Genomic DNA, 26,401 nt, shown 5'->3' with positions numbered 1-26,401 from the left:
TCGCAGTCCGAGTGCCGAGCGCAAGTCGATGACCTCGGCGGCACCGCGGAGGGCGAGACGCTCGCCACCGACGGCGGATTGGCGTTCTGGTTCAGCGGCGGGAACACCACGCGGGGGCCGCTGGCCTTGGCGTTGACGTCGACCGGCGCCTCTTCGCGCGGCACGATCTTCTCGGAGCCGTCGCCGCTCGCCATCCGATCCGGCACCTTGGCCGAGGAGTCAGTCGGCGCCGGCACGATCTTGGTCGGCGTGTTGTCGGCCCGGATGATCGGCGGCTCGCCGCTGCGGGGCGAGCCCACATAGGTCTTGTAGGCGAAGGCCGCGCCCGTGCCGACAACAGCGAGCGCGAGGATCGCCGCGACCGTCATCATGCCGCCGCGATGCTTCTTCGGCTCGTCCTCGTCGAGATCGGATTCGGGATAGTCGCTCTGGAACGCGTAGGGATCATCAGGATAGGCGGGATCGCGCTGATAGTCCTGCTCGCCCGCCTCCAAGCGTCCGTAGAGCGCATCGTCGTAGCGCGACGGATCGGGCTGCGGATACGGCTCCTGATAGGCTTGCTCCTGCTGGGCCTGACCGTGCTGCTGGTAGGCCTGATCCGGGTAGGCTTGAGCCTGATGAGCCTGATCCTGGTAGCCGTGATCGGGATAGGCCTGCGGCTGATGGTAATCAGGCGCGGGCGCGGCCGGCTGGGCTGAATAGCGATGCAGCGGATGAACCGGGCTCACAGAGACGGGATAGTCGGGCTCGGGCGCCGGCTGCGGCTGCGGCTGCGGCTGCACGTTGGCGCGCCGCATCCACGACGGCGGCCCGGATGGAGGCGGCGGAGCCTGCTCGGCATGGTCCTGCTGATAGTCATCCTGCGAATAATTGTCGTCGTGATAGCTCTGGCTGGGCGCGGCGCTGCCGGCGGGCGGGCGCTGGGCTGCGACTGCGCAGCGAACGGATCGGTCTGACCGATCAGGCGGGCGAGCTCGGCCAAGGGGTCGCTTTCCGTCTTCCCATGCTGGTCGCCGCCGCGACCATAGTCATCGGAAGGAAACGGTCTGTTGTGATATCGTTCGGCCATCGTGATGATGCGTCCCTTCGGGAAAGCCGCGCGCCCCTCGACCAAGGCACTGCTTTCGACCCACAAGGCTTTCAACCAAGTCTAAGCGATCCGGCTTCTGCCGGTTACCCCCGAATTCCCATTAAGTAGTTCGCCCCAAACTACCGCATCTCGTCCGGAGCATGGACGCCGAGGATGGCGAGGCCCGATGCCAGGACAGAGACGACGCCCTGGACCATGGCCAGCCGCGCCTTCGTAAGATCTGCATCATTATTGATAATGAAGCGTAAATAGGGCAAATCGCGCCCCTTCGTCCAAAGCGCGTGAAATTCGCTGGCTAAATCATAGAGATAAAAGGCAATTCGGTGCGGTTCATGGGCCGCGGCGGCCGCTTCCAGCATGCGCGGATAAATTGCGAGGCGCTTGAGAAGATCGAGCTCGACGGGGTCGGACAGCCGATCCACCGCCGACTCACTGAGCCAGGCAATGCGCTTTTCGGCGTCCTCCGGCAGGTCCGGGAACACCTCCGCCCGCGCGTTGCGGAAGATTGAGTGGCCGCGGGCATGGCCGTACTGGACGTAGAACACCGGGTTGTCGCGCGACTGTTCCATGACCTTGGCGAGGTCGAAGTCGAGCACCGCGTCGTTCTTGCGGTACAGCATCATGAAGCGGACGGCATCCTGGCCGACCTCATCCACCACCTCACGCAAGGTGACAAAGTCCCCGCTCCGCTTGGACATTTTCACCGGCTCGCCGTTGCGCAGCAACTTCACGAGCTGGACGATCTTGACGTCGAGCGTGCCCTTGCCCGACGTCGTCGCCTTCACCGCCGCCTGCATACGCTTGATGTAGCCGCCATGGTCGGCGCCCCAGACGTCGATCATCTCGGCAAAGCCGCGGTCGAACTTGTTCTTGTGGTAGGCGATGTCGGAGGCGAAGTAGGTATAGGAATTGTCCGACTTGATCAGCGGACGATCGACGTCGTCGCCGTAGGCGGTCGCCTTGAACAGCAGCTGCTCGCGGTCTTCCCAATCCTCGACCGGCGCGCCCTTCGGCGGCGGCAGGCGGCCCTCATAGACGTCACCCTTGGCCTTCAGGAAATCGATGGTCTCGGCGACCTTGTTGTTGCCGGTCTCGATCAGCGAGCGCTCGGAGAAGAACACGTCGTGGCGGATGTTGAGCGCGGCGAGATCGTCCTTGATCTCATCCATCATCATCGCGATCGCCTTGGCGCGCACCGTCGGCAGCCACTGCGCCTCGCTCATGGCGAGCAGCTTGTCGCCGTGCTCCTTCGCCAGCGCCTCGCCGACCGGCTTCAGATAGTCGCCGGGATAGAGCCCTTCCGGGATCGCGCCGATGGCCTCACCGAGCGCCTCGCGGTAGCGGAGAAACGCAGAGCGGGCGAGCACGTCGACCTGCGCGCCGGCATCGTTGATGTAATATTCGCGGGTGACGTCGTGGCCGCCGAACTCAAGCAGGCTCGCCAGCGCATCGCCAAACACGGCGCCGCGGCAATGACCGACATGCATCGGCCCGGTCGGATTGGCCGAGACGTATTCGACGTTGACCTTGGCGCCGCCGTGGACGCGGCCGTAGTCAGCGCCCTCACGCAGCACCGTGCGCAGCGCCTCGGCCCAGGCGGCCGGCTTCAAGGTCAGATTGATGAAGCCGGGACCGGCGACGTCGACCTTGGCGATCAGCGCGTCAGTCGCAGCCGCTCGGCGATCTGCTCGGCGAGATCGCGGGGTTTTGCCTTTGCCTCTTTCGCAAGCACCATGGCGGCGTTGGTCGCCATGTCGCCATGGGAGGCATCGCGGGGCGGCTCGACCACCACGCGGGAGAAATCGATGCCCTCGGGCCAGTTGGCGTCCGCCGCGAGCGCGCGGCAGGCGGCGTGCACGCGTCCGAGCACGTCGGCGAACAAATGCAGGGATGAGGATGTCTGGGGCATGGCCGCCGCCTAACGCAAATCCGGGGTCGAGTCAAAAAGCCGCTGGTGCTCGGTCAGGGCGAAACGGTCGGTCATTCCGGCAATGAAATTGCCGATCCGCCGGGCCCGGTCGCCCTCATTGTCCGCCTCCGCCCCCGTGAGCCATTCCGGCGGCAGCTCGGCCGGCGATGTCAGGTATTTGGCGAACAGGTCGAACAGGATCTGCTCGGCCTCCCCCATGACCCGCATCACCCGCTTGTGGCGGTACATGTGCTGGTAGAGAAAGGCCTTGATGGCGGCTTCTTCCTCGGCGACCTCGGCCGGAAACGCGATCAGCGCCCTGCTCTGCTGGCGCACGTCCTGGGCCGATTGCGGCTTCACGGCATTGAGGTTCTTCTGCGCCTCCGCGAACACCGCGCCGATCAGGTGCGAGATCAGCTCGCGCACCAGCTCGGCCCCGCGCCGGACGTCTTCGAGGTCAGGGTAATGCGCGGAGGTCTCGGCGATGATCTCCGCGGTGAGCGGCATCACCTTGAGGTCGTCGAGATGGAACAGGCCGGCCCGCAACCCGTCGTCGATGTCGTGGGCGTCGTAGGCGATGTCATCTGCGATGGCGGCGACCTGGGCTTCGAGCGAGGCGAAGCTCCACAGTTCGAGGTCGTACGTCTTGATGTAGTTGGCGATGCCGACGGGGACGCCGTGCTCGCGATAGCGCCCGACCGGCGCGCCGCTGCGATCGGTCAAGGGGCCGTTGTGCTTGACGATGCCCTCAAGCGACTCCCAAGTCAGGTTCAGGCCGTCGAATTCAGGATAGCGGTGCTCCAGCGCGGCGACGACGCGAAGCGTCTGGGCATTGTGGTCGAAGCCGCCGAACTGCTTCAGGCAGGCATCCAGGGCCCGCTCGCCGGCGTGCCCGAACGGCGGGTGGCCGAGATCATGAGCCAGCGCCAGGGTTTCCGTGAGGTCCTCGTCCAGCCCAAGCTGCCGGGCCAGCGCCCGGGCGATCTGCGCCACCTCCAGCGAATGGGTGAGCCGGGTGCGGTAATGGTCGCCCTCGTGGAACACGAACACCTGGGTCTTGTACTTCAGGCGGCGGAACGCGGTGGAATGGATCACCCGGTCGCAATCCCGCCGGAACGGGCTCCGGGTCCGACTCGGCGGCTCGGCGACCAGCCGGCCACGGCTGCGATCGGGGTCGCAGGCATAGGGCGCGCGGGGGGCTGCCATTCCGACGGACACGGCGAATTTAGTCCCTATCCATTTGATTCTGCGTATGGTGGCACTTAACTATGTCGGACGCGGGATACCAACTGAATTGGGCAAGTGACCCTGGTATGACGCGGGACTATCGGAGACCAGCAATGACCACTGCCGTGACCATCAGCGACCGCGCCGCACGCCGGATTGGGGAGATCCTCAAGGGCGAAGGCACAGGTGCGATGCTGCGCATCTCCGTCGAGGGCGGCGGCTGCTCCGGCTTCCAGTACAAGTTCGACATCGACCGCGACCGCACCGACGACGATCTGGTGATCGAGCAGGACAATGCGGTGGTGCTGGTCGATTCCGCCTCGCAGCCGTTCCTGGCGGGCTCGCAGGTCGATTTCGTCGACGACCTGATCGGCGCCTCGTTCCGCGTCAACAATCCGAACGCGACGGCGTCCTGCGGCTGCGGGACCAGCTTCTCGATCTAGTCCGACTCAAAATCTGAAAAACAACCCCATGCACAGTAGCCGGGAAGCCGGCACGATGCGCTTCTGATTTTACGAAATTAATTTGACCCGTCGGGCAAAACAGGGGTAGGATGTCATCGTCGCGAGATCCCCAAAGTTGGGGCGTTCGACCTTGCTCCCAAGGTTTCGGTCGGTAATGTCGGGGATTGTCGATAGCGGACCAGTCAGGGGTCGCGAGTATCCTAACTCGCGATTTCAAGACTAGCCGCAACGTCCTCGCCTGTACGGGCAAGCCGACGCATTCGCGTGTCCTCCATCGCTGACGAAAGATCGCGGATCAGCTCCTTAAGCTGTGGCGCAAGGTGCACCGTATTCACGACCTTGATGACGTAAGGAGGCTTGAGGACATTCATGCCGCCCCCGAAAATTGAATCTAGGAAAGCAGCCGCTATATCACCATGCCATTCCGGAGCCCCTATTGCTGCCTTGAGGGCTGATCGAAAATCATAAGCAGTTTTCCAACTGCCGGCATCGAGCTCTATTGTGAGAATAGCCATTTTTGCGCTGTCTGCATTTGCGCCCCGGCACTAGGTTGATTTTTGTGCTGTCCTAGTTGCGTTCCGAGGCGACTGCAGAATTCCATGACGCCTGATGCAATAACTTCGTCGGTTTGCTTTGAATGATCCCACAGTCGGACTGAGCCGTCGCAATGGCGAAGGATGAAGTTGCCGTTGAGGTCGGCGCCAATAATCGAGACATCCTTGCCATGCCACCATGGTGCTCTCAGAGGACGCCAATCATCCCCGCGGATCAGGAAGGCAATTTTAAGCTCTCTGTCTGGACCAATCGCAAGGGCCTTCCACCGACCATCGGATCGAACTCGTTCAATGGCTTCTTGATCTCGTGTCATGTTAGGATAATTTCGGGTGCAATGCCGCCTCAGTTGGCGGCCTCCTTCCTATTACAGCCATGTCGCCTTGTGGCTCATCAGGCCGTTCCCGGGATTGATCGAAAGGGCCGGCATCGAAGGGGCAGGCTTCGATCCTGTTCGCCCCGGTCAAGCGGCATCCGGAGTCCGGCTCGGTCGAGCGCCTGAAGGCGGTCGCCGCGCGGGTCTATGGAAAGCTCTACGCGCCCGTCATCTGCCTTTCCTCGTCCGTCCACTCCACCTCAAGCGGCATCAGCTCCGGCTGAAGCGGCGCGTCCTCCGACATCGCGTAACCGTCCAGCGAACGCAGCAAGGCCGCGACCAGGGTGGGCTTGCGCAAGGGCTTTGCCAGAAAATCCGACATCCCCGCCTCGCGGCAGATCTTGACGTCCTCGGGGAAGGCATTGGCGGTCAGCGCGATGATCGGCAACGCGTCGAACCGGCCGCCTTGCGCACGGATCGCGCGGGTCGCGGCAAGGCCGTCCATGTCGGGCATGCGGACGTCCATCAGCACGACATCGTAATCGCCCTCTGAGGCTGCCGCGACGGCCTGGACACCGTCGGTCACGACCTTCAGCTCGACATCGAAGGCCCCCAGCATCTTGCTCACGACCATGCGGTTGACCGCATCGTCCTCGGCGACCAGCACCTTGAGCGGCCGGTCGAGCCCGGCGATGCGCGCCTTGAGCGCGTCGGCCTCGTCGGCGCCGGCCGCCTGGTCGGATGCCTGCGCCTGGCTCCAGGGCAGCACCAGCGTGAAACGGAAGGCCGAGCCCTCGCCCGGCATCGAGGTGACGCCGATGGTGCCGCCCATCTGCTCGATGATGCGGCGGGAGATCGCAAGGCCAAGTCCAGTACCGCCGAAGCGGCGGCTGATCGAGGCATCGGCCTGCGCGAAGTCGCTGAACAGCTGGCCGACCTTCTCGGGTGCGATGCCGATGCCGCTGTCGGTCACGGTCCATTCGACGGTGGCGAGCAGGTCGCGGCGCGCCTGGCAGGTCGCAGCGATCGTCACCTCGCCTTGATCGGTGAACTTCACGGCGTTGGAGGCAAGGTTGAGCAGCACCTGGCGGATGCGCGCGACGTCGCCGCGCAGCGTCGGCGGCAGGTTCGGATCGAGCGAGACCTTGACCGCGAGCCCTTTGCCCTTGGCGCTCGCGCGCGCGACCGTCGCAACGGTTTCGACCAACGCCTGCGGGGCGAAATCGATCGCCTCGAACTGGAAGCGGCCGGCCTCGAGCTTGGAGAGGTCGAGGATGTCGTTGAGGATGCGCTGGAGATTGTCGCCGGACTCCCGGATCGTGGTGACCGCCTCGCGCTGCTCCGGATCGAGCTTTGTCTCGAGCAACATGCTGGCCAGCCCGAGCACGCCGTTCATGGGCGTGCGGATCTCGTGGCTCATGACTGCGAGGAAATCCGACTTGGCGCGGCTCTCGGCCTCGGCCTTTTCGGCGCGCCAGCGCTCTGTGACGTCGCGGCCGAAGCCGCGATAGCCCAAGAATTGCCCGTCGCGGTCATAGGCCGGTTTCGCCGTCAGCGACCACAGCCGCGCCTCGCCGCCGGCGACGACCTTGAGGTTCATCTCGTGCAGCGGCTCGGCATGTTCCATCAGGCCGACGATGTTGTAGGCGGCGCTCTTGTCCTCGGGACAGAGCATGTCGAGCACGTCGGCGAATTGCGATCCCTTGAGCAGCGGAAGCGGCAGCTGCGCGACGTCGGCGAAGCGCTGGGGCACGTCGACGAGATGCCCCTCGGCGTCGGTCTGCCACAGCCAGTCGCTGGCGTTCTCCTGGAAGTCTTTCAGCAGCAGCGAGATGATCTCGGTCTGGCGCTCGAGCTCGAGCCGGGCCTTGAGGTTGCCGAGGAACAGGTTGCCCTGCGAGACGATGTTGCGCGCCATGAAGAACGCGAACAGCAGCAGGAATACCGCGGTCACCGGGTATGGCCCGCTTCCGCACAGCAATAGCGCTCCGGCGCAGGCGACCGTCATGGTGGCGAGATAGACGAGGCCGGCGCGCGGGAAGGTCGACAGCGTGAAGGCGCCGCCCGACATCATGCCCACCATCAGACAAGCCAGGATGAGCTGGCTGGTCGGCTCGATGCGACTGAACAGTGCCAGCGGCAGCGTGCCCCAGATCGCGGCGAGGAAAAACGCCTGCCGCAGCATCTGACGCGCGGCGCGGGGCGAGGCCTCCTGCAGTGGGCTCTGGTGCGAGCGGCGCCAGGCGCGCACGGCGAGCGAGGCGGTGACGGCAAGGGTCATGCCCCAGATCGCGAGGAAATCGTTCCAGCCCCTGCCCCAGAACAGGATGAGCACGATGGCGACATTGAGCATGGTGACGGCCATCGTCACCGGGATGGCCCGCATCACCGCGTCGATCTGCTTGGCGCGGATCCGGCGCAGCTCGCGCTCGCTGAGGCCGGCGGTCAGGCCGTCCTCGATCTCGAAGCCGCCGAGCCAGTACAGGAACGCGCCGATCAGGCCGTCGCGCGGCTCAGTCTGTCCCAACGATTTATCCGGCCATCCCATCCGCGGAACCTTTTCCGTATCAATGGCCTGCGGCCTGCTTAAGCCGGGTTAATTTTGTGGGAGATTCTGCGGCGTCCTTGACGGGCGTGTTTGCAGTTTGTTCTAACCATGGCCCTTGGTCCGGAGCCCCACCGACATGCCCATCAGAGTTGCCACCTGGAACGTGAACTCGGTCCGGCAGCGGATCGACCTGCTGCTGACCTGGCTGAAGGAGTGCCAGCCGGACATCGTCTGCCTGCAGGAGATCAAGTGCGTCGACGAGGCCTTCCCACGGCTGGAGATCGAGGCGCTCGGCTACAACGTGGTCACGCACGGGCAGAAGACGTTCAACGGCGTCGCCCTGCTCTCAAAACTCCGCTTCGACGAGACCAAATCGGGCCTCGCCGGCGACGACGAGGACGTCCATGCCCGCTTCCTCGAGGGCGTGGTGACGCTCAAGCGTGGGGTCCTGCGCATCGCCTGCCTCTATCTACCCAACGGCAATCCGGTCGGGACCGAGAAATATCCCTACAAGCTCAAATGGATGTCGCGGCTTCTTGAGTATTCGAAGGAGCGCCTCAAGACCGAGGAGCCGCTGATCCTCGCAGGCGACTTCAACGTGATTCCGCATGCCCGCGACGTCCACAATCCCGCGGCCTGGACCGAGGACGCCCTGTTCAAGGCCGAGACGCGCGAGAGTTTTCAGTCCCTGCTCAGCCTCGGCCTGACCGATGCCCTGCGGGCGGTGACCGACGAGGGTGGGCTCTACACGTTCTGGGATTACCAGGCCGGCGCTTGGCAGAAGAACCAGGGCCTGCGCATCGACCATCTCTTGCTGTCGCCGCAGGCCAGCGACAAGCTCGCCAATGTCGGCATCGACAGCTATGTGCGCGGCTGGGAGAAGCCGTCGGATCACGTGCCGGTGTGGGCGGATCTGGATCTAGAGGCGGCGTAACGTTCGCAGGGTTGGTGGGCACGCTGCGCTTTGCCCACCCTACGGCACCGAGGTCGCTGCCCTACTCGCGGCGGCCCTGCACCCACTGTTCCAGCATTTGCAGGCACATGGCGCGATCGTCGTCGGAGCCTTGGCGAAGGCGCGGTTGTAGCTTTCCTTGATCCAGGTCTCATCGGCGCCTGCGCTGTCACGCGCCAGGGTCAGCCACATCAGGCCGCGCGCAGCCTGCCGCGGCAGGCGGTCGCCGTTGAACAGCATCTGGCCGAGCAGCGCCTGGGCCTCGTGCTGGCCCTTCTGGGCGGCAAGGCCGAGCCAGCGCGCGCCGTAGCGGAAATCCTCGCGCGAAGCGTCCGGCGTCTTCAGGTAGAGCCGGGCGAGATCGTACTGGGCATCCGCATTGCCGAAATAGGAGGCCGCGTAGGAGAACATCTCACGCGCCCGGTCCTGGTCCGGCTTGACCTTGGAGTTCGGGATGCCGCTCAGATAGTAGCGGCCGAGCGCGACGAAGGCATTGGCCACGACCTGCGCCTGCGGCGCCGACGGGCTGTCCTCGGCATGCGCATTGGCGATCCGGCTGAAATATTCGAAGGCGCGGACATCGTCCTGGGCCACGCCGTCGCCATTGGCGTACATGCGGCCGAGCTTCCACTGCGCGATGGGATGACCGCCCTCGGCGGCATATTGCAGTGCGCTGAGGCTGGTCTCCTGAGGCGCGGTCACCGGCGCCGGCACCTTGCTGCGCACGGCGGGCGCGGCACCCGGCAAGGTGGTCACGACCGGGATGGTGGCGTCCTTGTTGACCGGCGCGCCATCAAAGGCGAGCGCGGGCGCGGCCAGCGCACCGGCCCCCGAACACAAACGCAACAATGGCACGCCTAGATGTCCGCATAGCACTGTTTCTCGTGCGCGCCGCCCGGATGGGTTACTGCCCCTCCGACTGCTGGTCCAACCTGCTGAGCATACTTCCAGAGCGCACCCGACGTGTGGTTAGTCGCGCGAGCGCTCCATTTGGTCTTGCGCTGAGCGAGCTCAGCGTCACTCAATTTTACGTTAAGGGTACCGACGTCCGCATCGATCTCGATGATGTCGCCGTCCTCGAGCAGCCCGATCGGGCCGCCGACCGCCGCCTCCGGGCCGACATGGCCGATGCAGAAGCCGCGGGTGGCGCCGGAGAAGCGGCCGTCGGTGATGAGCGCGATCTTGCCGCCCATGCCCTGGCCGGTCAGCGCCGCGGTGGTCTGGAGCATTTCCCGCATGCCGGGACCGCCCTTGGGCCCCTCGTAGCGGATCACGATGACTTCGCCTTCGCGATAGGTGCGCTTCTGGACCGCCTCGAAAGCATCCTCCTCACGGTCGAAGCACCTGGCCGGACCGGTAAACTTGAGGTTAGACATTCCCGCGACTTTCACGATCGCACCTTCTGGCGCCAAATTCCCCTTCAGACCGACCACACCGCCTGTCACGGTGATGGGCTTGTCTGCCGGGTGCACCACGTCCTGGTGCGGATTCCATTTCACGCTTTTGAGGTTTTCGGCGATCGTTCGACCGGTGACCGTAATGCAGTCGCCGTGGAGAAATCCGTTGTCGAGCAGCGTCTTCATCAGAAGCGGTATGCCACCTACTTCAAACATGTCTTTGGCGACATAACGACCACCCGGCTTCAAATCCGCGACATAAGGTGTCTTTTTGAAGATTTCGGCGACGTCGAATAAGTCAAACTTAATGCCGGCCTCGTGCGCGATCGCCGGCAGGTGCAGTGCAGCATTGGTCGAGCCGCCGGACGCGGCGACCACGGCAGCGGCATTCTCCAGCGCCTTGCGGGTGACGATGTCGCGCGGCCGGAGGTTCTCGGCGATCAGGTCCATCACTTTCTCGCCTGCGGTCATGCAGAAGGCGTCGCGGATCTCGTAGGGCGCCGGGGCACCGGCCGAGTAAGGCAGCGCGAGGCCAATAGCTTCCGAGACGGTCGCCATGGTGTTGGCGGTGAACTGCGCGCCGCAGGCGCCCGCCGAGGGGCACGCCACGCGCTCGATCTCGTCGAGGTCCTCGTCCGACATGGCGCCGACCGAGTGCTTGCCGACCGCCTCGAACATGTCCTGCACGGTGACCTGCTGCCCGCGGAAATTGCCGGGCAGGATCGAGCCGCCGTAGATGAAGATCGAGGGCACGTTGAGACGGACCATCGCCATCATCATGCCCGGCAGCGACTTGTCGCAGCCGGCGAGACCGACGAGGGCGTCATAGGCATGGCCGCGCACGGTCAGCTCGACCGAGTCGGCGATGCATTCGCGCGACGGCAGCGAGGAGCGCATGCCGTCATGGCCCATGGCGATGCCGTCGGTGACGGTGATGGTGCAGAATTCGCGGGGCGTGCCGCCGCCCGACGCGACGCCCTTCTTCACCGCCTGCGCCTGGCGCATCAGGGCGATGTTGCAGGGAGCGGCCTCGTTCCAGCAGGAGGCGACGCCGACGAAAGGCTGGTGGATCTGCTCGGTGGTCAGACCCATGGCGTAGAAGTAGGACCGGTGCGGCGCGCGCGCAGGGCCTTCCGTCACGTGACGGCTTGGCAGCCTCTGCTTGATGTTGGCCTTCGCGTCCATTGCAAACCAGTTTCCCCGGCTAACCCTTTCAGACCCGAAAAATCAGAGCCAAGATTTGAATCGACCAAGATTCGAATCGACCCTTGGATTTCCCGTCGCCTTGTTCGGACCGCCGCTGTCTCTCAAACTTTAGAGCGATTTTATTCATGTTCAGGTGTGGCCAAAAAGCGGCGCTGATGCGAACCGGCAGTGACGAGAGTTAAATCCGCCGTGAGTGTTGCGTGGACAGCACAATCGTTACCGGGAAGACACGGGTTGGCTTACCTTGATACCGTAGCGAAAATGACAATCCACAACTTGAGATTTTATGACACGAGCAGCGCGCCCGGCTTCGGCGCAATGACCGCGTATCCGCATTTGAGTCGACCCCTCACCGTTAGTGCCGTGGAGCGGGCAAAGGCGCAAAGTGCCGTGCCCACCACCGCTCCACCCTACGATGCTGGATCGCTTCGCTGCGCTCGCCATGACGGGGTACAGCATCTGAGGTAGAGCGCAGCGAAACCCATCGACTCTCGTCGGCGCCGAAGCATGATGGGTTTCGCTCCGCTCTACCCATCCTGCGGCCTCGCAGACACCTTTCCGGCCTCGCCGGCTTAAATCCGAATTTCGGTAAAGTGGAATAATTCTACAAAGATCGATTGACAGCCTCGCAGGTGTTTTGCCCGTCGGGCAACACGTCTCGATACGACAAGATCACCGTCCCGAGCGAACCAGGACTATTTCCTGTGCATGTGTCCGGACTGCGCTTCGAATCTCGCGACCGGCCGATCAAGTTGCCAGAGCTCCACATCGTGGCTGTCAACGAGTTTGGCGGCGCGAGAGATCGCCGATTCATCGTCGGTGCAGTCCATTTGAACCACCCCGATCGGTACGCTGTGGCGTCCCACCACAAATGCGCGATATGCCGGCATCCTGATCTCCGAAAAAGAATTGCAGCTCCACGTCAGAACATGACGCCGGGCAAATCTGAATTCGATGAGGATCGGAGCGCCGGTTTGTAGGGGCGGCATAGTGGCCGCACCGGTCCTATGCGGACCCTATACAATCGGGACCGCGCTCATCTCGAAATCATATCGCGACCAGCAACATATCGAGCCGGTCACGCCTGTCCGCGTGACGCATCGCAGGGAATGCGAACCGCGCGTGGCGTGGCGAGCCGCCACGATCCATCCCGCAAGCTTCGGCCTGCCCTGCCTGGCAACAACAACCGAACCGGTGAACTCATGTCTACCTCAGAGGTCAGCGACAGGATCATTGAACCGATGATCGCGCTCGCAGGCTGCTCACCCCGGCAGCGCATTGTCGTGGTCGGCGCGAAGAGCATGGAATTGATGATGGATCTGCAAAGGCGCGGATATTTTCTGGCTGCCTCGGCCGGCAATTGCGGCCTCCCGGCCGCCCAGTACGACGCAGCTCTCGTGGATTGGCGACGACGCCCGCTCAGCGCGCTCGATGCGGCGATGGATTGGCTCGACGGCTTCCTCGGGCCCCGTGCCGTGCTGGTGATCTGGCTCGACGCGCAGAAAGCGCAAGCGAAGGACAACCTTCGCGCCGCGGTGGCGAAGCGTGGCTTCGTCGTCCTGCAGGGCGCCGAACATCCGTGCGGCAGTGCCCTGCTCGCGCGACGATCGCAAGCCTATCCGATGCAAAAGGCGGCATAGGCACGCTGCCGATCATGGCGAGACCGGAGCAGCCGCGCGGCTTGATCCTGCCGCTCCCCGATCCGCTCTCCCTGATCCATCTCGTGGAGACCTCTCCCATGTTGAAGTCGAGGATACGGCGCGCCGTCATACGCGAGTGGATGGCACGTGCGCCCGAGCAGCGGCGATCGCTCCAGCAGGCCCTCGCTTTCGCAAGAGACGCGAGCGCGAGGCACAGGCTGCCACGCAGCCGCCAGTCGCCATGCGGCGTGATCATGCAATGGTTGAAGCCGCGCACGGGACGCGGCTAGCCGAAGCCGCGGGCGGGCTGATGGGCGCGCTCACGATCTTCGGCCTGCTGTCGGTCAGCGCGTTGCTGCCGTTTCAAGCGCTCGAACAGCGGAGTCAGCAAATCGCGGGTCGGCTTGCCGCTCAGCCCCGCCCCCGCGGGCGTGGGCCAGGGCCCAGGCGGCGGTCACGTCGCGTGGCGGAACTTCGATGCGCTTGATCGGGGTCAGTTCGCCGGACGCGGAGACGATGGCGGTCTCCTCGCTGCGGCAGCGCGGACACACGAAACGGACCTCGTGCGGGGTCGCCGACCAACTCGAACGTTTCAGGTTCGCCGCCATCGGCCAGGCGTCACAGTGCGAGCACGACACCAGGAACCGACCGGGATCGAGCATACCCATTCCATAGGACTCCGCGTCCTGCCGCCCCTTCAATGATTAACCCATGTGAATCGTTCCGGTGGCTGGGCACCGTCGGCCCTCGGCGAGCCGCCCCCGGCCCGCGGCTCAGTGCGCGCCCTTGAGGGTGCAGGAAGTGGTGCAGGTCACGGTGTTGCCGTGGTCGCACGCCTTGCAGGCGGCAACGCACTGGTTCATGTCGCGGGGATTGAAGGAGCTGTAGGTCCGCATCGGGCACGCCGGCGTCGAGCCGGTGATGTCCTGCTCCTGATTGCAGGCCGCCGTCATCAGCGCGAAGATGATCACCGCAAGAAGGCGCATGCGATTGCCCCAGGAGCGATCGGCAAAGGACGTCATCAGGGAACGCTGTATCGCAACGGCTCCCGGCATTCCCGCTGCGAGCCATCGCGAACCGCGACGCTCACATCCGGCAAGGATGCGTGCCAAACCTTAAGAACGGATTGCCGCCCCACGTCAGGCCGCGGCCCTGGTCGCGATCGCCCGCCGCGTGTCCAGCGCCAGCTGGCGATACTGTTCCGAGAGTTTCAGATAGAACTCGCGCTTGGCGCTGTCGGTGGCGAGCTTGGTGATGAGCTCGCATTCGGCGGTGAGCGTCTCGAACCGTTCCAGCCTGTCCTGAAGTTCTGTCATCGGCGTGTCCCCATCAAACGCCTTAGGGACAGCAAACCTAAGCCCGGGAAATAGGTCACGGCGAACATCGTTATGAAGTAGAATCAATTATTCCGGCGCGCCGCTATTTCTGCTCCAAACGCCAGGCGCCGTCCCATCCCTCGTCGGGCGGATCGGTCTCGAACTGTGCGATGCGACCGAGCAGCGTGCGCGAAGGACCGTCGCCGGGGACGGCTTCGAGCGCCGCGTTGAGGGCGGCACGCGCCTCGTCGAAACGGCGGGCACGGTAGGCGGCAAGGCCTTCGGCATAATGCGCGCGCAGGCTCGCTTGCGTGCCGGTGAGCGCGCCGGAGCGTGCCATCACCTCGAAGATCGGTTGCGGGATGGTCTGGCCCACGACCGCGAGCCGGTCGATCTCGCGCAGCTCGAGCTGCGTGCCGATCGCCTCCGCGGTCGCCTGCGCGATCAGGATGCGGGTACCGTACGTCTTGTTGACGGCCTCGAGCCGCGAGGCGAGGTTCACCGCGTCGCCCATCACGGTGAAGCTCATCATCAGCTCGGAGCCGATGCTGCCGGTCAGGACCTCGCCGGTGGCGATGCCGATCCGCAGATCGCACGGCGCGGGCATGGCGCGGATGCCGAGCAGGTCAGGCAATTGCCGTTGGAGCGCCGGCACCTGCTCGGCCATGTCGATGGCGGCAAGGCCCGCGAGCAGCGCGGGCTCGTCCTCGTCGATGAAGGGCGGGCCCCAATAGGCCATCACGGCATCGCCGATATATTTGTCGATGACGCCGCGATTGCTCCTGATCGGACCGGACATCACGGTGAAATAGTGGTTCATCACCTTGACAAGGCCGCGCGGGGTCATGCCCTCGCTCATCGAGGTGAAGCCGCTCATGTCGCAGAACATGATGGTCATGACCCGGCGCTGGCCGTCGATGGCGACCTCCGGGCGGTCGATCAGCCCCTGCACCACCTTGGGGTCGATGTAGCGGCCGAAGGTCTCGCGGATGCGCTCGTTGTGGCGGAGCTGCTCGACCATGCGGTTGAAGGCGGCAGCGAGCTCGCCGATCTCGTCCTTTGTCGAGACCGTGATGGGCTTGTCGAAGCGCCCGGCCTCGACCTCGCGGGTGCCGGCGAGCAGCAGGCGCACCGGCCGCGTGATGCCGCTCGAGACCAGCATCGCGAAGACAAAGCCGACGATCGCTGCGAGCAAGGTCACGATGCCCGAGATGATGATCGCCTGATGCTGCCGGCCGATCACCGTCGACGTCGAGGCAAAGACCTGCTTGAGCATGTCGCCACGAATGCCGTCGATCCTCTGATTGAACTGGTCGCGCAGGACGTCGAGACGCTCCAGCGTGCCGCGCGCCTCCGGCATCTGCTTGGCATCGATCTGCTTGAGGAGCCTTGCATGCTCCTCGTTCATGCCACGACGCAATTCGGAGACAGCGGTTTCGATGTGGGCGTCGATCCGCGCCAGCGCGGCATTGTCCGAGGGCGTTCTGGTATCGTCGATGATCGCGTTGATGTGGCTGCGCGCGTCCGAGGTCTCCTGCTCGATCCTGCGGTCGGCTTCCTCGAACTCCTTCAGCCGCGCCGCGTAGGCCTCCTCGTCCGGAGCCTCCTGCATCTTCATCATGACCATGCGGCGCAGCGCCACCGACCGCTCCAGCGAGCGGATATTGGCGCGCGCCAGATCGCCATAGGCGGGGATGTAGCGGTTGGTCAGCTCGTCCAGGAGGACGCCGACCTGGCTCGACATCACCATCGACAGGATCGAGGTGACCAGCATCAGGACGATCAATCCGAGGGCGATGCCGACGATCTTGCGCCGGATCGACTGGTTGAAAAGCGGCATGAGCGATTGGGACAAAGTGCTGAGAGGACGGATGGAACCCAATATACCGGATTTGGCGGCGGGAACACGCGCAATCCGGCTCTTCATGGCGCCGCCAGCAGCCGCAACCGTCGCGCGAGCCTTATTCGTTAACAAAGATTAAAGATACTGCCTTTTCCGCCGTTTCGGAAGTTCCCGTCTGCATCCGTATTTTGCCGCATTGTTGCGTGAGCGTGAGGAATGCGAGACGATGTCGTGACATCGTTTTGGTGTCGTCGTTGATTCTCAAGCCGCATGTCGTCGCGGACCTTGGTTTGTAGTGGTTTCGCAGGGGGACCATCCAATGAACCAGTGCCTACGCTCGCTCGCGTGTGTCGTTGCCGTGGCCGCGATGGCCTTCTTTCCCACTGAACTGGCGGCGAAGAGCAGTCACAAATCATCCGCGCCGAAGAAGACGCATGAGGCGAAAGCCGGCAAGCAGCGCCACGCCGCGGCCAAATCGCGGCACGGCAAGCATGCCGAGGCCAAGCGCAAATCGAAGAAGCAGGATGACGAACCCGCGGACAAGCCGGCTCCGCCGCCGCTGACCGGCGATCTCGCCGCGCTGAAGGACGCGATCGACCTCGCCCGCAAGGGCAAGAGCGACGATGCGACCGCCGCGCGCGACCGCATCGCGGATCCCGCCGGACAAAAGCTCGCCGACTGGTTCATGCTGCGTCATTCCGAGAGCACCGCACCTTTCAAGCGCTACGCCGGCTTCCTCGCCGCCAATCCGGACTGGCCGAGCAGCGCGCTGCTGCGCCGCCGCGCCGAAGCGCGGCTGTGGCAGGAGAAGAGCGACGCGGCGACCGTGCACAAATTCACGATGGACCGGCCGACCAGCGCCAAGGGCAAGTTTGCGCTGGCCCGCGTGCTGCTGAGCGAAGGCGATGCCGACCGGGCCGCTCGTCTGGTACGTGAGGCCTGGCGCAGTGAGGAGTTGTCCGAACGCAGCGAGGAGGATTCCTACGAGGCGTTCCGCGATCTCCTCGCCGCCGAGGATCACCGCGCGCGCATGGACAAGCGCCTCGGTGCCAAGGACTATGGCGCTGCGCGGCGCGCGGCAAAACGGCTCGGCGAGGACGCGCTCGCGATCGTCAAGGCCTGCGCCGCCGTCACGGGCAAGGCCAACAAGGCCAAGGACTATCTCGACGACGTGCCGGCCGATGCGCGCGCCGATCTCGGCTATGTGCTGTGCCGCGCGCAGTGGCACCTCCAGAAGGACCGGATCGACGACGCGGCCGAGGTGATCCTCGCCGCCGCGCCCGGCATGATGGCGGCGCAAGACACGGATGCCTGGTGGCGCGAGCGGCGCCTGCTGGCGCGCAAGCTGCTCGACCAGGGCAAATTCAAGACGGCCTACGACGTGGTGCGCTCCGCGGCGGTGCCCGAGAAGGAAGTCTACCGCATCGACTATCACTTCATGTGCGGCTGGATCGCGCTGCGCTATCTCGACGATCCCAGGACCGCGATGGTGCACTTCGCCGCCATCGACGAGGGCTCGGTCAATCCGATCGCGCTGTCGCGCGCGCATTACTGGCGCGGCCGTGCCGCCGAGGCCATGGGCGCAACCGCCGACGCGCGCATGAGCTACCAGGCCGCGGCACGTTATCCGACCGCCTATTACGGCCAGCTCGCGCGTGCCAGGCTCGGCATCGACCGCATCGAGCTGCGGGCGCCCTCGCCCGTGCTGGCCTCCGCCGACACGCCGCCAGCCGACGAGCGCGTGCGCGCCGCCGACATGCTCTACGGCATCGGCGAGCGCGACATGGTGTTCTACTACGCCGAGGATTTCGCCAAGGAGAGCACCGACGTCGCGGTCCTCGAAGCGCTCGGCGAGCTCGCCGGCCGGCGCAACGACGCGCGGGTGATGCTGGAGGTCGGCAAGTCGGCGCTGGCGCGCGGGCTCGCGCTCGACCATTACGCCTTCCCGACCATCGGTATCCCCGAGCACAAGCAGCTCGCGCCCGCGATCGAGACCAGCGTGATCTATTCGGTGGCGCGCACCGAGAGCTCGTTCGACCAGCGCGACAAGTCGCCCGCCAACGCGGTCGGCCTGATGCAGGTGACGCCGGAAGCCGGACGCGACACCGCAAAGCGCTTCGGCCTGACCTATGACTGGGACCGGATGGTCTCCGACCCCGTCTACAACACGCAGATGGGCGCCGCCGAGCTCAGCGCGCTGTTGTCGGAATATCGCGGCAACCAGATCATGACGTTCGCCGGCTACAATGCCGGCCGCGGCCGGGTGCGCGAATGGGTGCAGGCGCGTGGCGATCCCAGGGATCCCAATGTCGATCCAGTCGACTGGGTCGAACGCATCCCGCTGTCGGAGACGCGCAATTACGTCCAGCGCGTGATGGAGAACGTGCTGGTGTACCGCGCCCGGCTCGAGGATGGCGGCGTGGTCGCCAGCAAGAGCGATCAGCACGTGGTGACGCAGCAGGCCGGCGCAACCGCGCCCGTGGCGGCCGCAGCAACCGCTCCCTAGTCGGCGCCGCCGGGGCTGGACACGGCGCTCGCAAGGCTGCGTTGCTGCGGCTTCCACGCGAGTGCGGTCGCGCGGCTAGGTATCACCTCCTTCCGTCGTGATCAGGTCGCGGCCGTCCAGGTATGCGCCGGTCAAGGCTCTCGCGAAGGTCCAGGTCTGTATCGTGCAGCTCCAGCACGAGATGGCACTCAGGACCGCCAACGTCTCGATCATGCTTCGGGCAGCGGCCTCGACGTTTCCGGCGGCCGGCTCTGTGCGCCCAGGCAGCGGCCATTGCATCAAGAACGTCGTGAATTCGCCGCGCCGATAGCAATCGTAGTCACAGTAGCGCTGCTGTGTCCGCACATGCCGGACATAGCCGGACCGGATCGACCGCGAACATGTGCTGCACGTGGCCGCGCACAACGGGGGCTCGTGATTGACCAGCACGAATTTCATGAAGCCGCCCTCACGCGATCTTTCGCCAGGGCCTCGCAGAACAACGCGTAGCACTGATGGTCGCAATAACACAGACCGGTCGCGATCTCGCGGAGATAGCTGTCGCTGACCGGCTCGGAGCACTGCATGCACCCGATCCGCCGGAACGGGGTCCGGTCGTTCACCAGCACGAAGGCGAATTTCATGTGGCACCTCCCAAGGCGAAGCAGTAGACGCTGTCCAACGGAGACAATGCGGGCGGTGGAGCGCAAAGATGGTTTCGGCCGTCCGGATTGTCCCTGTGTCGCTCCACTTTTTGCGGCGGGACGAGGATGTACCTCCCGTCCTCCCTGCGTCGTGCAAAGATCTTGCCGTCGACGTACTTGATCTCGGTCGGATAGCAGTCGGCGCTGTTGCAGCAGCTCAGGCTCGGATTGTCCGGCATGTGCCAGGTCGAATAGAATTTTTCGTGCAGCTCCTGGTCCTGGGGCGGGTGCTGGCGATGAGCGGCACCGTGTCCCGTCTCCTGCGCCTCGATCGTCGCGCTGGAGCAGAGGAGAACCACCGGCCACAAGAGCTTGCATGAGCGGCTCAACATACGGGCTCCCGGATCAGAGAACGATGTCAGCTCTCCAATTCAGCCTCACGCGAACTGAGCCCGAAACAGCCACCGGCGGTCGCGCTCGCGGCGGGTGCGGAAGCGATCCACACATGTCTTCGAGCAGAGCGCGGTGCGCCACGAGTAGTGGCGGATCAGACCAAACTTGCCGCCGCACACCGCGCAGCCATTGACTGAAGAGCAACGTTCGGACTGGGATAGGCCACGCTCAGGAAGTACGGATGCATCGCACATTGCTGTCTCCCTCTGTTGCTTGCGGTTGCCCGTCGAGAAGTGCGGCGGCCTCGTCCGTGATCGCTGCCCGACGGAGAGACGTTCTCGTACGCTCGCTGCGATCGGCTGGTCGACACTCCCGATTGGTCGTGAGGATAGTCCGCCGGGCACGAAGCGCTCAATTGTACGGAGGTAAATGCCCGACATGACTTGGATTGGAGGAGCTATACCTAGGTTTGTCCGTATTCGCCCGGGGGCGCCCGCGCTCATTCATGTTCAACGAGACGGCGCATGATGCTCCGGCTGCACGGGCACGGTGAAATCTCAGTCGGCATGGCGCACGTAACGCGCTGCGATGGCCAGTGCGGCGAGCGGTCGATTCAAGGGCGAACGCCATGACCCCAATCCGACTTTGGCCGGAATTGCTCCTCTCGCGGCAACGTGCTCTACTTGTTATCACGCAGATAGATTGCCGGGAGCGTCTGCGATGAAGCCTCGCCGGGCCGTGTCGTTCGGGAAGTCAGCCGCGCAATTCCTCGCCGGCTGCGTCAAGCAGACTGTAACCGCCAAGCCGCACACCGATCCCGATGGCGGCTTGCTCGAAGCGGTCAAGCAGTGGCAGCAAGTGTTCGAGCACAATCCGGTCATGTATTTCATGGTCGATCCGGCCGGAACCGTGATCAACGTGAATACGTTCGGCGCCGCGCAACTGGGCTATACGGCCGCGGAGTTGATCGGCCGATCAGTGCTGGATGTCTTCTTCGAGGAGGATCGCGACTTCGTCCGCGCATGTGTCGCGCTGTGCCTCGAGACGGTCGACCAGTCCCACACCTGGGAAATCCGGAAGGTGCGCAAGGACCGGTCGGTGCTCTGGGTGCGCGAGAACGCCAAGACCATGCAGCGGGCCGATGGCGGGCCAATCGTGCTGGTGGCCTGCGAGAACATCACCGAGCGCAAGGAAGCGGAGAATGCGCTGCGACAGAGCGAGGCCTATCTCGCCCAGGCGCAGGAATTGAGCCACACTGGCAGTTTCGGCTGGAGGGCTGCAACCGGCGAGATCAGCTGGTCCAAGGAGACCTATCGCATCTTCGAATGCGATGAGGGGAGCAAGCCACGGATCCCGGTCATGCTCGAGCGGATCCATCCGGAGGACCGGCTTGCAGTGCAACGCATGACGGGCCGGGCTGCGCGCGAGGGAAAAGACTACGATCACGAATACCGGCTCGTGATGGCCGATGGTTCCATCAAGTACGTCCGCGCGGTGGCCCGGGCCACGCGCGATTCCGGCGGCCAGGTGGAGTTCGTGGGATCGGTGAGCGACATCACGGCAACCAAGGAGGCCGAGCGCAGGCTTCGTGAGAGCGAGCAGCGCTTTCGCGACTATGCCGAAACCGCGTCCGATTGGTTCTGGGAGACAGGGCCAGACCATCGCGTCACCTTGATCTCGGAGCACTCCGATACCATCACCGCGCCAGCAGGCCTGATCGGGCTCACCCGCTGGGACATCGCTCCGGACGCGGATCTCGAACCCGAAAAATGGCGAGAACATCGGGCCGCGCTCGACGCCCACGTTCCATTCCGCGACCTCGTGTATCGCAGCAAGGACCGCAGCGGGCAGCCGATCTACGTCCGGACCAGCGGCAAGCCGTTCTTCGACGCCGACGGGAGCTTTCTGGGCTACCGTGGCGTCTGTACCGACGTGACCGCGGCGATCCGCGCCGATCAGGCCGAAGAGGCGCTGCGCAAGGCCCAGGCCGAGCTTGCCCATGTGACGCGCGTCACGACGCTGGGTGAGCTGACCGCTTCCATTTCCCATGAAATCAATCAGCCGCTCGCCGCAGTGATCGCAAACGCCGACGCCTGCCTCACCTGGCTGAAGCGCAGTCCGCCCGATTTCAACGCGGCCCGCCGCTCCGTGGAGTGGATCATCGAGGACGGCACGCGCGCCAGCGATGTGATCCGCCACGTGCGGGCGCTCGCCAAGCGGTCCGACATCGAGATGGCTCCGCTCGACGCAAACGCGGTCGTGCGCGAGGCGGTCGCGCTCGTTCAGCGCGAGATGGCCAGCCACGCCGTGTCGGTACGGATGGAGCTGTCGTCCGCGCTGCCCAAGATCTTTGGCGATCGGATCCAATTGCAACAGGTCCTCATCAACCTGATCATGAACGGCATCGAAGCGATGGAATGCGTTGATGATCGTCCGCGCGAGCTGGACATCCGCTCAGCGGCGTGTGACGACGAGGCGGTGCTGGTGAGCGTCGCCGACTGCGGCGTCGGCATCTGTGAACAGGCGATGGACCGCCTGTTCACGCCATTCTTCACGACGAAGTCCTCCGGCATGGGCATGGGGCTGTCGATCTGCCGGTCCATCATCGAGGCCCATGGCGGACGACTTTCCGGCGCATCGAACCAGGACCGCGGCGCGACTTTTCAGATCACCCTGCCCCGCCATCGAGAGGAAACGTCGTGACCGAGCGCGCGGAGCCTTCGCCGTCGCAGGAGGACGGCGACCAGCCGGTCGTCTTCATCGTCGACGACGACGCGTCCATGCGTCGTGCGCTCACCAATCTTTTCGAGTCGGTCGGCCTCAAGGTCGAAGCCTTCGGCTCGGCAGCGCAACTGCTTCAGGCCAGGCCGCCGGAAGTCCCCAGTTGCCTGGTGCTCGACATCCGCCTGCCCGGAGCCAGCGGCCTGGACCTGCAGTCCGATCTCGCCAAGGCAAACATCCAAACGCCCATCATCTTCATCACCGGTCATGGTGACATTCCCATGACAGTTCGGGCCATGAAGAGTGGCGCCATCGACTTCCTGACCAAGCCGGTTCGCGACCAGGACATCCTCGACGCAGTCCAGGCCGCGATCGAGCGAGATCGCAAGCGCCGCGACCTCAACAAGACGGTCTCGACCGTCAAGTCACGCTTCGAGTCACTGTCCTCGCGGGAGCGAGACGTATTGTCGCTGGTGACGTCCGGCCTGATGAACAAGCAAGTGGCCGCCCAGCTCGGATTGGCGGAAATCACCGTCAAGATCTATCGCGGCCAGATCATGCGGAAAATGGGCGCGAAGTCGCTGGCCGATCTGGTGAGAATGAGCGAGGCACTCGGAATTCGACCCAGCAAGCCCGACATACAAACCTAAGTATGAGTTTCCAATGGTGACTGGCAGGTCCACCCTGCGCGCTCATGTGTAGCCGTGGCGACGGCAAGCGCGTAACCTCGGGCTAGGAGTGGACGTCTTGTCGGTGCCTCCGGTCATTTCGGTGCTTGACGATGACCCTTATGTGCGGGCCGCGATCAACAATCTCCTGGAATCCCGCGGATACACCGTCCATACATTCGCCTCCGCCGATGAGTTTCTGAGGTCGACAGATTCGACTGACGCCTCGTGCGTGATCGCCGACGTGCAGATGCCGTTCATGACCGGCATCGATCTGCTGACGCAGATGCGTGCTCAGGGTTCGGCGACGCCGTTCATCTTCATCACGGCTTTTCCGGATGAGAGCGTGCGCGTGCGCGCGCTCAAAGCCGGGGCGGTCTGTTTTCTCGGTAAGCCGTTTGCCCCCACGGACATGATGCAATGCCTGGACCGGGCGTTGGCGGCAGGCGGCGAAACCAGGGGGTGATTGTCGGCCAGCAAACGCGACGGTCCGCCTCAATCCACCTTGATGTTCGCCGCCTTGATGATCGGCCACCATTTGGCGATCTCGGCCTTCTGGCGATTGCCCAAGGCTTCGGGGGTGAGCTGATCCTTTGGCGTCATCTCCAGGCCCTGGCTTTCGAGCTGCTTCTTCACCGCGGGATCGTTCAGCGCTTCGACGGCAGCCGCATTGAGCTTGGTGACGATCTCCTTGGGCGTCCCCTTCGGCACCCACATGCCCGACCACAGCGTCATGTTGAAGCCTTTCAGCCCCGCCTCCTCCGCAGTCGGAATATCGGGCGCCGAGGCCAAACGCTTGTCGTCGGTGATGGCGTAGGCGCGGATGGTGCCCGCGCGGACCTGGTTGATGGAGTTCGAGGTCTGGTCGACGATGACGTCGATCTGGCCGGCGATGAGATCGTTCAGCGCGGGCGCGGTGCCGCGATACGGCACGTATTGCAGCTTGATGCCGGACACGCTCTCGAAATAGACGCCGGCGATGTGGCTGCCGGAGCCCGCACCGGCCGTGCCTGCGGTCGGCGGTGACGGTCGCGACTTCAGCCACCCCAGCAGCTCCTTCAGCGAGGTCGCTGGCACCGCGTTCTTGCTGACCACGATCATCGGATTGCTGGGCAGGAGCACCACGGGCTCGAGATCGGCGACGAGATCGTATTTGAGCTTGTAGACGGCCCCGTTGGCGACGTGAGTGCCGAGATGACCGAAGGAGATGGTGTAACCATCAGGCGGCGATTGCACGGCGCGCCCGACGCCGATCGAACCGCCCGCACCTGTGACGTTCTCGATCACCAGCGGCTGGCCGAGCGTCACGCGCATGCGCTCGGCGAGCACGCGCGCCATCGCATCCGACGGACCGCCGGCCGCAAAGGGCACGATGATGGTGATGGGATGCGAGGGATAGTCGTCGGCGCGCGCGGCGCCAGTGAGAGCGAGAATACCGATCAGCCCGGCCCAGATGGCCTTCTTCATTGTGTTCTCCCCAGCGATGTCGTTGTTGTTTTTCTTCACCTCGCCCCGCTTGCGGGGAGAGGTCAATTCGTGCGCAGCGCGAATTCGGGTGAGGGGGTACAGGTCTCACGAATATCTCATTCGCGGAGAGAGGCCCCTCACCCCAGCCCTCTCCCCGTAAGAACGGGGAGAGGGAGAGATTTCTAGAACTGCGAGTAGTCGATCGGCTTGTGGCGATCGAGCGTTCGGGTGACCGGCGGCAGCGGGTATTTCAGGCCGCTCGCGCAGTTGAACAGCATCACCCGGTCACCCTTCGAGACGCGGCCGTCGGCAAGGCTGTCCTTGTAGGCGGCGTAGGTGACAGCACCTTCGGGGCAGAGCAACAGCCCCTCCTCGCGCGCGACCTCGTTGAGCGCCGCAGAGATCTTGTCGTCGTCGACCGCGATGGCAAAGCCCTTGCTCTCGCGCACCGCACGCAGAATGAGAAAATCGCCGATCGCCTGCGGCACGCGGATGCCTGACGCGATGGTGTGGGCGTCCTCCCAGCGCGTCGCATGCTCGGTACCGGCCTCGTAAGCGCGCACCATCGGCGCGCAGCCCGAGGCCTGCACCGCGACCATGCGCGGACGCTTGCTTCCGATGAAGCCGATCTTCTCGAGCTCGTCGAACGCCTTCCACATGCCGATCAGGCCGGTGCCGCCGCCGGTCGGATAGAAGATCACATCGGGCACGTCCCAGCCGAGCTGCTCGGCGAGCTCGAGGCCCATCGTCTTCTTGCCTTCGATACGGTACGGCTCCTTCAGCGTCGAAGTGTCGAACCAGCCGACCTTGGCCTTGCCCTCGCCGACGATCTTGCCGCAATCGTCGATATAGCCGTTGACGCGGTAGACGGTCGCGCCCTGCAGCTCGATCTCGCTGACGTTCACCTCCGGCGTATCGGCCGGGCAGAAGATCGTGGTCTTGATGCCGCAGCTCGTCGCATAGGCAGCGAGCGCCGCGCCGGCATTGCCGTTGGTTGGCATCGCCATGTGCTTGATGCCGAGCGCCTTGCCCATCGACACCGCCATGACGAGGCCGCGGGCCTTGAACGAGCCGGTCGGCAGGCGCCCCTCGTCCTTCACGATGATCTCGCCGCCGCCGAGCTTCTTGCCGAGCTTCGGCAGCCGGATCAGCGGCGTCGTGACTTCACCGAGCGAGACGATGTCCTTGCATTTGCGCACCGGCAGCAGCTCGCGATAGCGCCACATGTCGGCCGGACGCTGCGCGAGGGTATCCTTGGTCAGCGCCTTCTTCACGCCGGCGAGGTCGTAGCGCACCAGCAGCGGCTTGCCGGCCTTGGAGAGGTTATGGACCTGGTCGGCGGCGTAATGATCGCCCTCCATCGCGCATTCGAGATGGGTGACGAAGGTCGGCCGTTCGATGGTGAGGTTGTCGTTGTCGTGCATGGGTTCATTCCCTTTTGTTGTTGTGTTGTTTCATTCTCTATTCGATCCCGTCACCCTGAGGTGCCGGAGCGAAGCGGAGGCCTCGAAGGGCGGCGGGCCCGACTGCTGCATCTCGGCCGTGCATCCTTCGAGGCTCGTT

Annotated in this window: 22 protein-coding genes and 3 pseudogenes; 7 read left to right on the top strand and 18 right to left on the bottom strand. The window is 64.4% G+C overall.

The annotated features are described in order from the left end of the window. Positions 1-26: 26 nt before the first annotated feature. The 3 genes and pseudogenes from FOM02_RS11345 to FOM02_RS11335 form a co-directional block, all read right to left on the bottom strand. Positions 27-1,069 (bottom strand): annotated as a pseudogene (locus FOM02_RS11345) (SPOR domain-containing protein); the annotation flags it as partial. Positions 1,070-1,209: 140 nt separating this feature from the next. Beyond that, positions 1,210-2,999 (bottom strand): annotated as a pseudogene (gene argS, locus FOM02_RS11340) (arginine--tRNA ligase). A 9-nt stretch (positions 3,000-3,008) separates the two neighbouring features. After that, positions 3,009-4,217 (bottom strand): deoxyguanosinetriphosphate triphosphohydrolase, encoded by a 1,209-nt coding sequence (locus FOM02_RS11335; RefSeq protein ID WP_027559339.1) that lies wholly within the window; start codon positions 4,215-4,217, stop codon positions 3,009-3,011. Between the two features lie 122 nt (positions 4,218-4,339). Between FOM02_RS11335 and erpA the strand changes: the two genes are divergently transcribed. Next, positions 4,340-4,669 (top strand): iron-sulfur cluster insertion protein ErpA, encoded by a 330-nt coding sequence (gene erpA / locus FOM02_RS11330; RefSeq protein WP_027559340.1) that lies wholly within the window; start codon positions 4,340-4,342, stop codon positions 4,667-4,669. A 221-nt stretch (positions 4,670-4,890) separates the two neighbouring features. Here the strand turns inward: erpA and FOM02_RS11325 are convergent, their stop codons facing one another. The 3 genes from FOM02_RS11325 to FOM02_RS11315 form a co-directional block, all read right to left on the bottom strand. After that, positions 4,891-5,205 carry a hypothetical protein gene (locus tag FOM02_RS11325; protein ID WP_028146277.1) on the bottom strand — a complete coding sequence of 105 codons (315 nt, stop codon included), beginning with the start codon at positions 5,203-5,205 and terminating at the stop codon, positions 4,891-4,893. Then, complete coding sequence (locus FOM02_RS11320; RefSeq protein ID WP_141263039.1) at positions 5,187-5,558, bottom strand: hypothetical protein; 372 nt, start codon at positions 5,556-5,558, stop codon at positions 5,187-5,189. Before FOM02_RS11320 ends, FOM02_RS11325 begins: the two co-directional genes overlap by 19 nt. A gap of 217 nt (positions 5,559-5,775) precedes the next feature. After that, entirely contained in the window at positions 5,776-8,106 is a 2,331-nt protein-coding gene (locus tag FOM02_RS11315; protein ID WP_027559341.1) for a hybrid sensor histidine kinase/response regulator, read from the bottom strand. A gap of 136 nt (positions 8,107-8,242) precedes the next feature. On the opposite strand from FOM02_RS11315, the gene xth reads away from it, so the two are divergent. Next, positions 8,243-9,040 (top strand): exodeoxyribonuclease III, encoded by a 798-nt coding sequence (gene xth / locus FOM02_RS11310; protein ID WP_035729702.1) that lies wholly within the window; start codon positions 8,243-8,245, stop codon positions 9,038-9,040. A 61-nt stretch (positions 9,041-9,101) separates the two neighbouring features. Here xth and FOM02_RS11305 read toward each other — a convergent pair. The 3 genes and pseudogenes from FOM02_RS11305 to FOM02_RS11295 form a co-directional block, all read right to left on the bottom strand. After that, positions 9,102-9,929, bottom strand: a pseudogene (locus FOM02_RS11305) (tetratricopeptide repeat protein). Continuing rightward, the gene (ilvD, locus tag FOM02_RS11300) at positions 9,916-11,640 is read right to left on the bottom strand and encodes a dihydroxy-acid dehydratase (protein WP_027559344.1); all 1,725 of its coding nucleotides are present in this window, start codon (positions 11,638-11,640) and stop codon (positions 9,916-9,918) included. Before ilvD ends, FOM02_RS11305 begins: the two are co-directional and overlap by 14 nt. A gap of 716 nt (positions 11,641-12,356) precedes the next feature. After that, positions 12,357-12,551, bottom strand: coding sequence for a hypothetical protein (locus FOM02_RS11295; protein WP_027559345.1), 195 nt, complete (start codon positions 12,549-12,551; stop codon positions 12,357-12,359). Between the two features lie 237 nt (positions 12,552-12,788). Here FOM02_RS11295 and FOM02_RS11290 point away from each other — a divergent pair, with 237 nt between their 5' ends. After that, complete coding sequence (locus tag FOM02_RS11290) at positions 12,789-13,301, top strand: hypothetical protein (protein ID WP_265441774.1); 513 nt, start codon at positions 12,789-12,791, stop codon at positions 13,299-13,301. A 344-nt stretch (positions 13,302-13,645) separates the two neighbouring features. On the opposite strand, the gene FOM02_RS11285 is transcribed toward FOM02_RS11290, so the two are convergent. The 4 genes from FOM02_RS11285 to FOM02_RS11270 form a co-directional block, all read right to left on the bottom strand. After that, positions 13,646-13,969: a hypothetical protein gene (locus tag FOM02_RS11285; RefSeq protein ID WP_265441773.1), complete on the bottom strand. Its 324-nt coding sequence runs from the start codon at positions 13,967-13,969 to the stop codon at positions 13,646-13,648. A 105-nt stretch (positions 13,970-14,074) separates the two neighbouring features. Then, the gene (locus tag FOM02_RS11280; protein ID WP_027559349.1) at positions 14,075-14,287 is read right to left on the bottom strand and encodes a hypothetical protein; all 213 of its coding nucleotides are present in this window, start codon (positions 14,285-14,287) and stop codon (positions 14,075-14,077) included. 153 nt (positions 14,288-14,440) lie between these two features. Beyond that, positions 14,441-14,617 (bottom strand): hypothetical protein, encoded by a 177-nt coding sequence (locus tag FOM02_RS11275; RefSeq protein WP_167336499.1) that lies wholly within the window; start codon positions 14,615-14,617, stop codon positions 14,441-14,443. A gap of 103 nt (positions 14,618-14,720) precedes the next feature. Continuing rightward, positions 14,721-16,457: an adenylate/guanylate cyclase domain-containing protein gene (locus FOM02_RS11270; RefSeq protein ID WP_027559350.1), complete on the bottom strand. Its 1,737-nt coding sequence runs from the start codon at positions 16,455-16,457 to the stop codon at positions 14,721-14,723. Between the two features lie 322 nt (positions 16,458-16,779). On the opposite strand from FOM02_RS11270, the gene FOM02_RS11265 reads away from it, so the two are divergent. Beyond that, a complete protein-coding gene (locus tag FOM02_RS11265; protein ID WP_027559351.1) occupies positions 16,780-18,966 on the top strand; it encodes a lytic transglycosylase domain-containing protein in 2,187 nt (728 codons plus the stop codon). Positions 18,967-19,041: 75 nt separating this feature from the next. Here FOM02_RS11265 and FOM02_RS11260 read toward each other — a convergent pair whose 3' ends face one another. From FOM02_RS11260 to FOM02_RS11250, 3 genes are read right to left on the bottom strand one after another with little or no spacing between them, the layout of a single operon-like run. Beyond that, positions 19,042-19,404, bottom strand: a complete 363-nt coding sequence (locus FOM02_RS11260) for a hypothetical protein (protein ID WP_051377871.1) — start codon at positions 19,402-19,404, stop codon at positions 19,042-19,044. Beyond that, positions 19,401-19,589 (bottom strand): hypothetical protein, encoded by a 189-nt coding sequence (locus FOM02_RS11255; protein WP_035729695.1) that lies wholly within the window; start codon positions 19,587-19,589, stop codon positions 19,401-19,403. The genes FOM02_RS11260 and FOM02_RS11255 overlap by 4 nt, the downstream gene beginning before the upstream one ends. Beyond that, positions 19,586-19,981 carry a hypothetical protein gene (locus FOM02_RS11250; protein ID WP_231164035.1) on the bottom strand — a complete coding sequence of 132 codons (396 nt, stop codon included), beginning with the start codon at positions 19,979-19,981 and terminating at the stop codon, positions 19,586-19,588. The genes FOM02_RS11255 and FOM02_RS11250 overlap by 4 nt, the downstream gene beginning before the upstream one ends. 721 nt (positions 19,982-20,702) lie before the next feature. Here FOM02_RS11250 and FOM02_RS11245 point away from each other — a divergent pair. The 3 genes from FOM02_RS11245 (at position 20,703) to FOM02_RS11235 (ending at position 23,837) form a co-directional block, all read left to right on the top strand. Next, positions 20,703-22,685, top strand: a complete 1,983-nt coding sequence (locus tag FOM02_RS11245; protein ID WP_035729692.1) for a PAS domain S-box protein — start codon at positions 20,703-20,705, stop codon at positions 22,683-22,685. Then, positions 22,682-23,353, top strand: a complete 672-nt coding sequence (locus tag FOM02_RS11240; RefSeq protein WP_027559354.1) for a response regulator transcription factor — start codon at positions 22,682-22,684, stop codon at positions 23,351-23,353. Before FOM02_RS11245 ends, FOM02_RS11240 begins: the two co-directional genes overlap by 4 nt. A gap of 97 nt (positions 23,354-23,450) precedes the next feature. Next, complete coding sequence (locus tag FOM02_RS11235) at positions 23,451-23,837, top strand: response regulator transcription factor (protein ID WP_027559355.1); 387 nt, start codon at positions 23,451-23,453, stop codon at positions 23,835-23,837. A 29-nt stretch (positions 23,838-23,866) separates the two neighbouring features. Here FOM02_RS11235 and FOM02_RS11230 read toward each other — a convergent pair whose 3' ends face one another. Continuing rightward, the gene (locus tag FOM02_RS11230) at positions 23,867-24,838 is read right to left on the bottom strand and encodes a tripartite tricarboxylate transporter substrate binding protein BugD (RefSeq protein ID WP_027559356.1); all 972 of its coding nucleotides are present in this window, start codon (positions 24,836-24,838) and stop codon (positions 23,867-23,869) included. Between the two features lie 182 nt (positions 24,839-25,020). After that, positions 25,021-26,262 (bottom strand): threonine synthase, encoded by a 1,242-nt coding sequence (locus FOM02_RS11225; RefSeq protein WP_027559357.1) that lies wholly within the window; start codon positions 26,260-26,262, stop codon positions 25,021-25,023. Between the last annotated feature and the right edge of the window lie 139 nt (positions 26,263-26,401).

It is taken from the genome of Bradyrhizobium sp. SEMIA (genome assembly GCF_014844175.1).
In the GTDB taxonomy this organism is placed as follows: domain Bacteria; phylum Pseudomonadota; class Alphaproteobacteria; order Rhizobiales; family Xanthobacteraceae; genus Bradyrhizobium; species Bradyrhizobium arachidis.
Note: the sequence above shows the minus strand (reverse complement) of the source record. Positions and strands in the feature narration are given on the sequence as shown.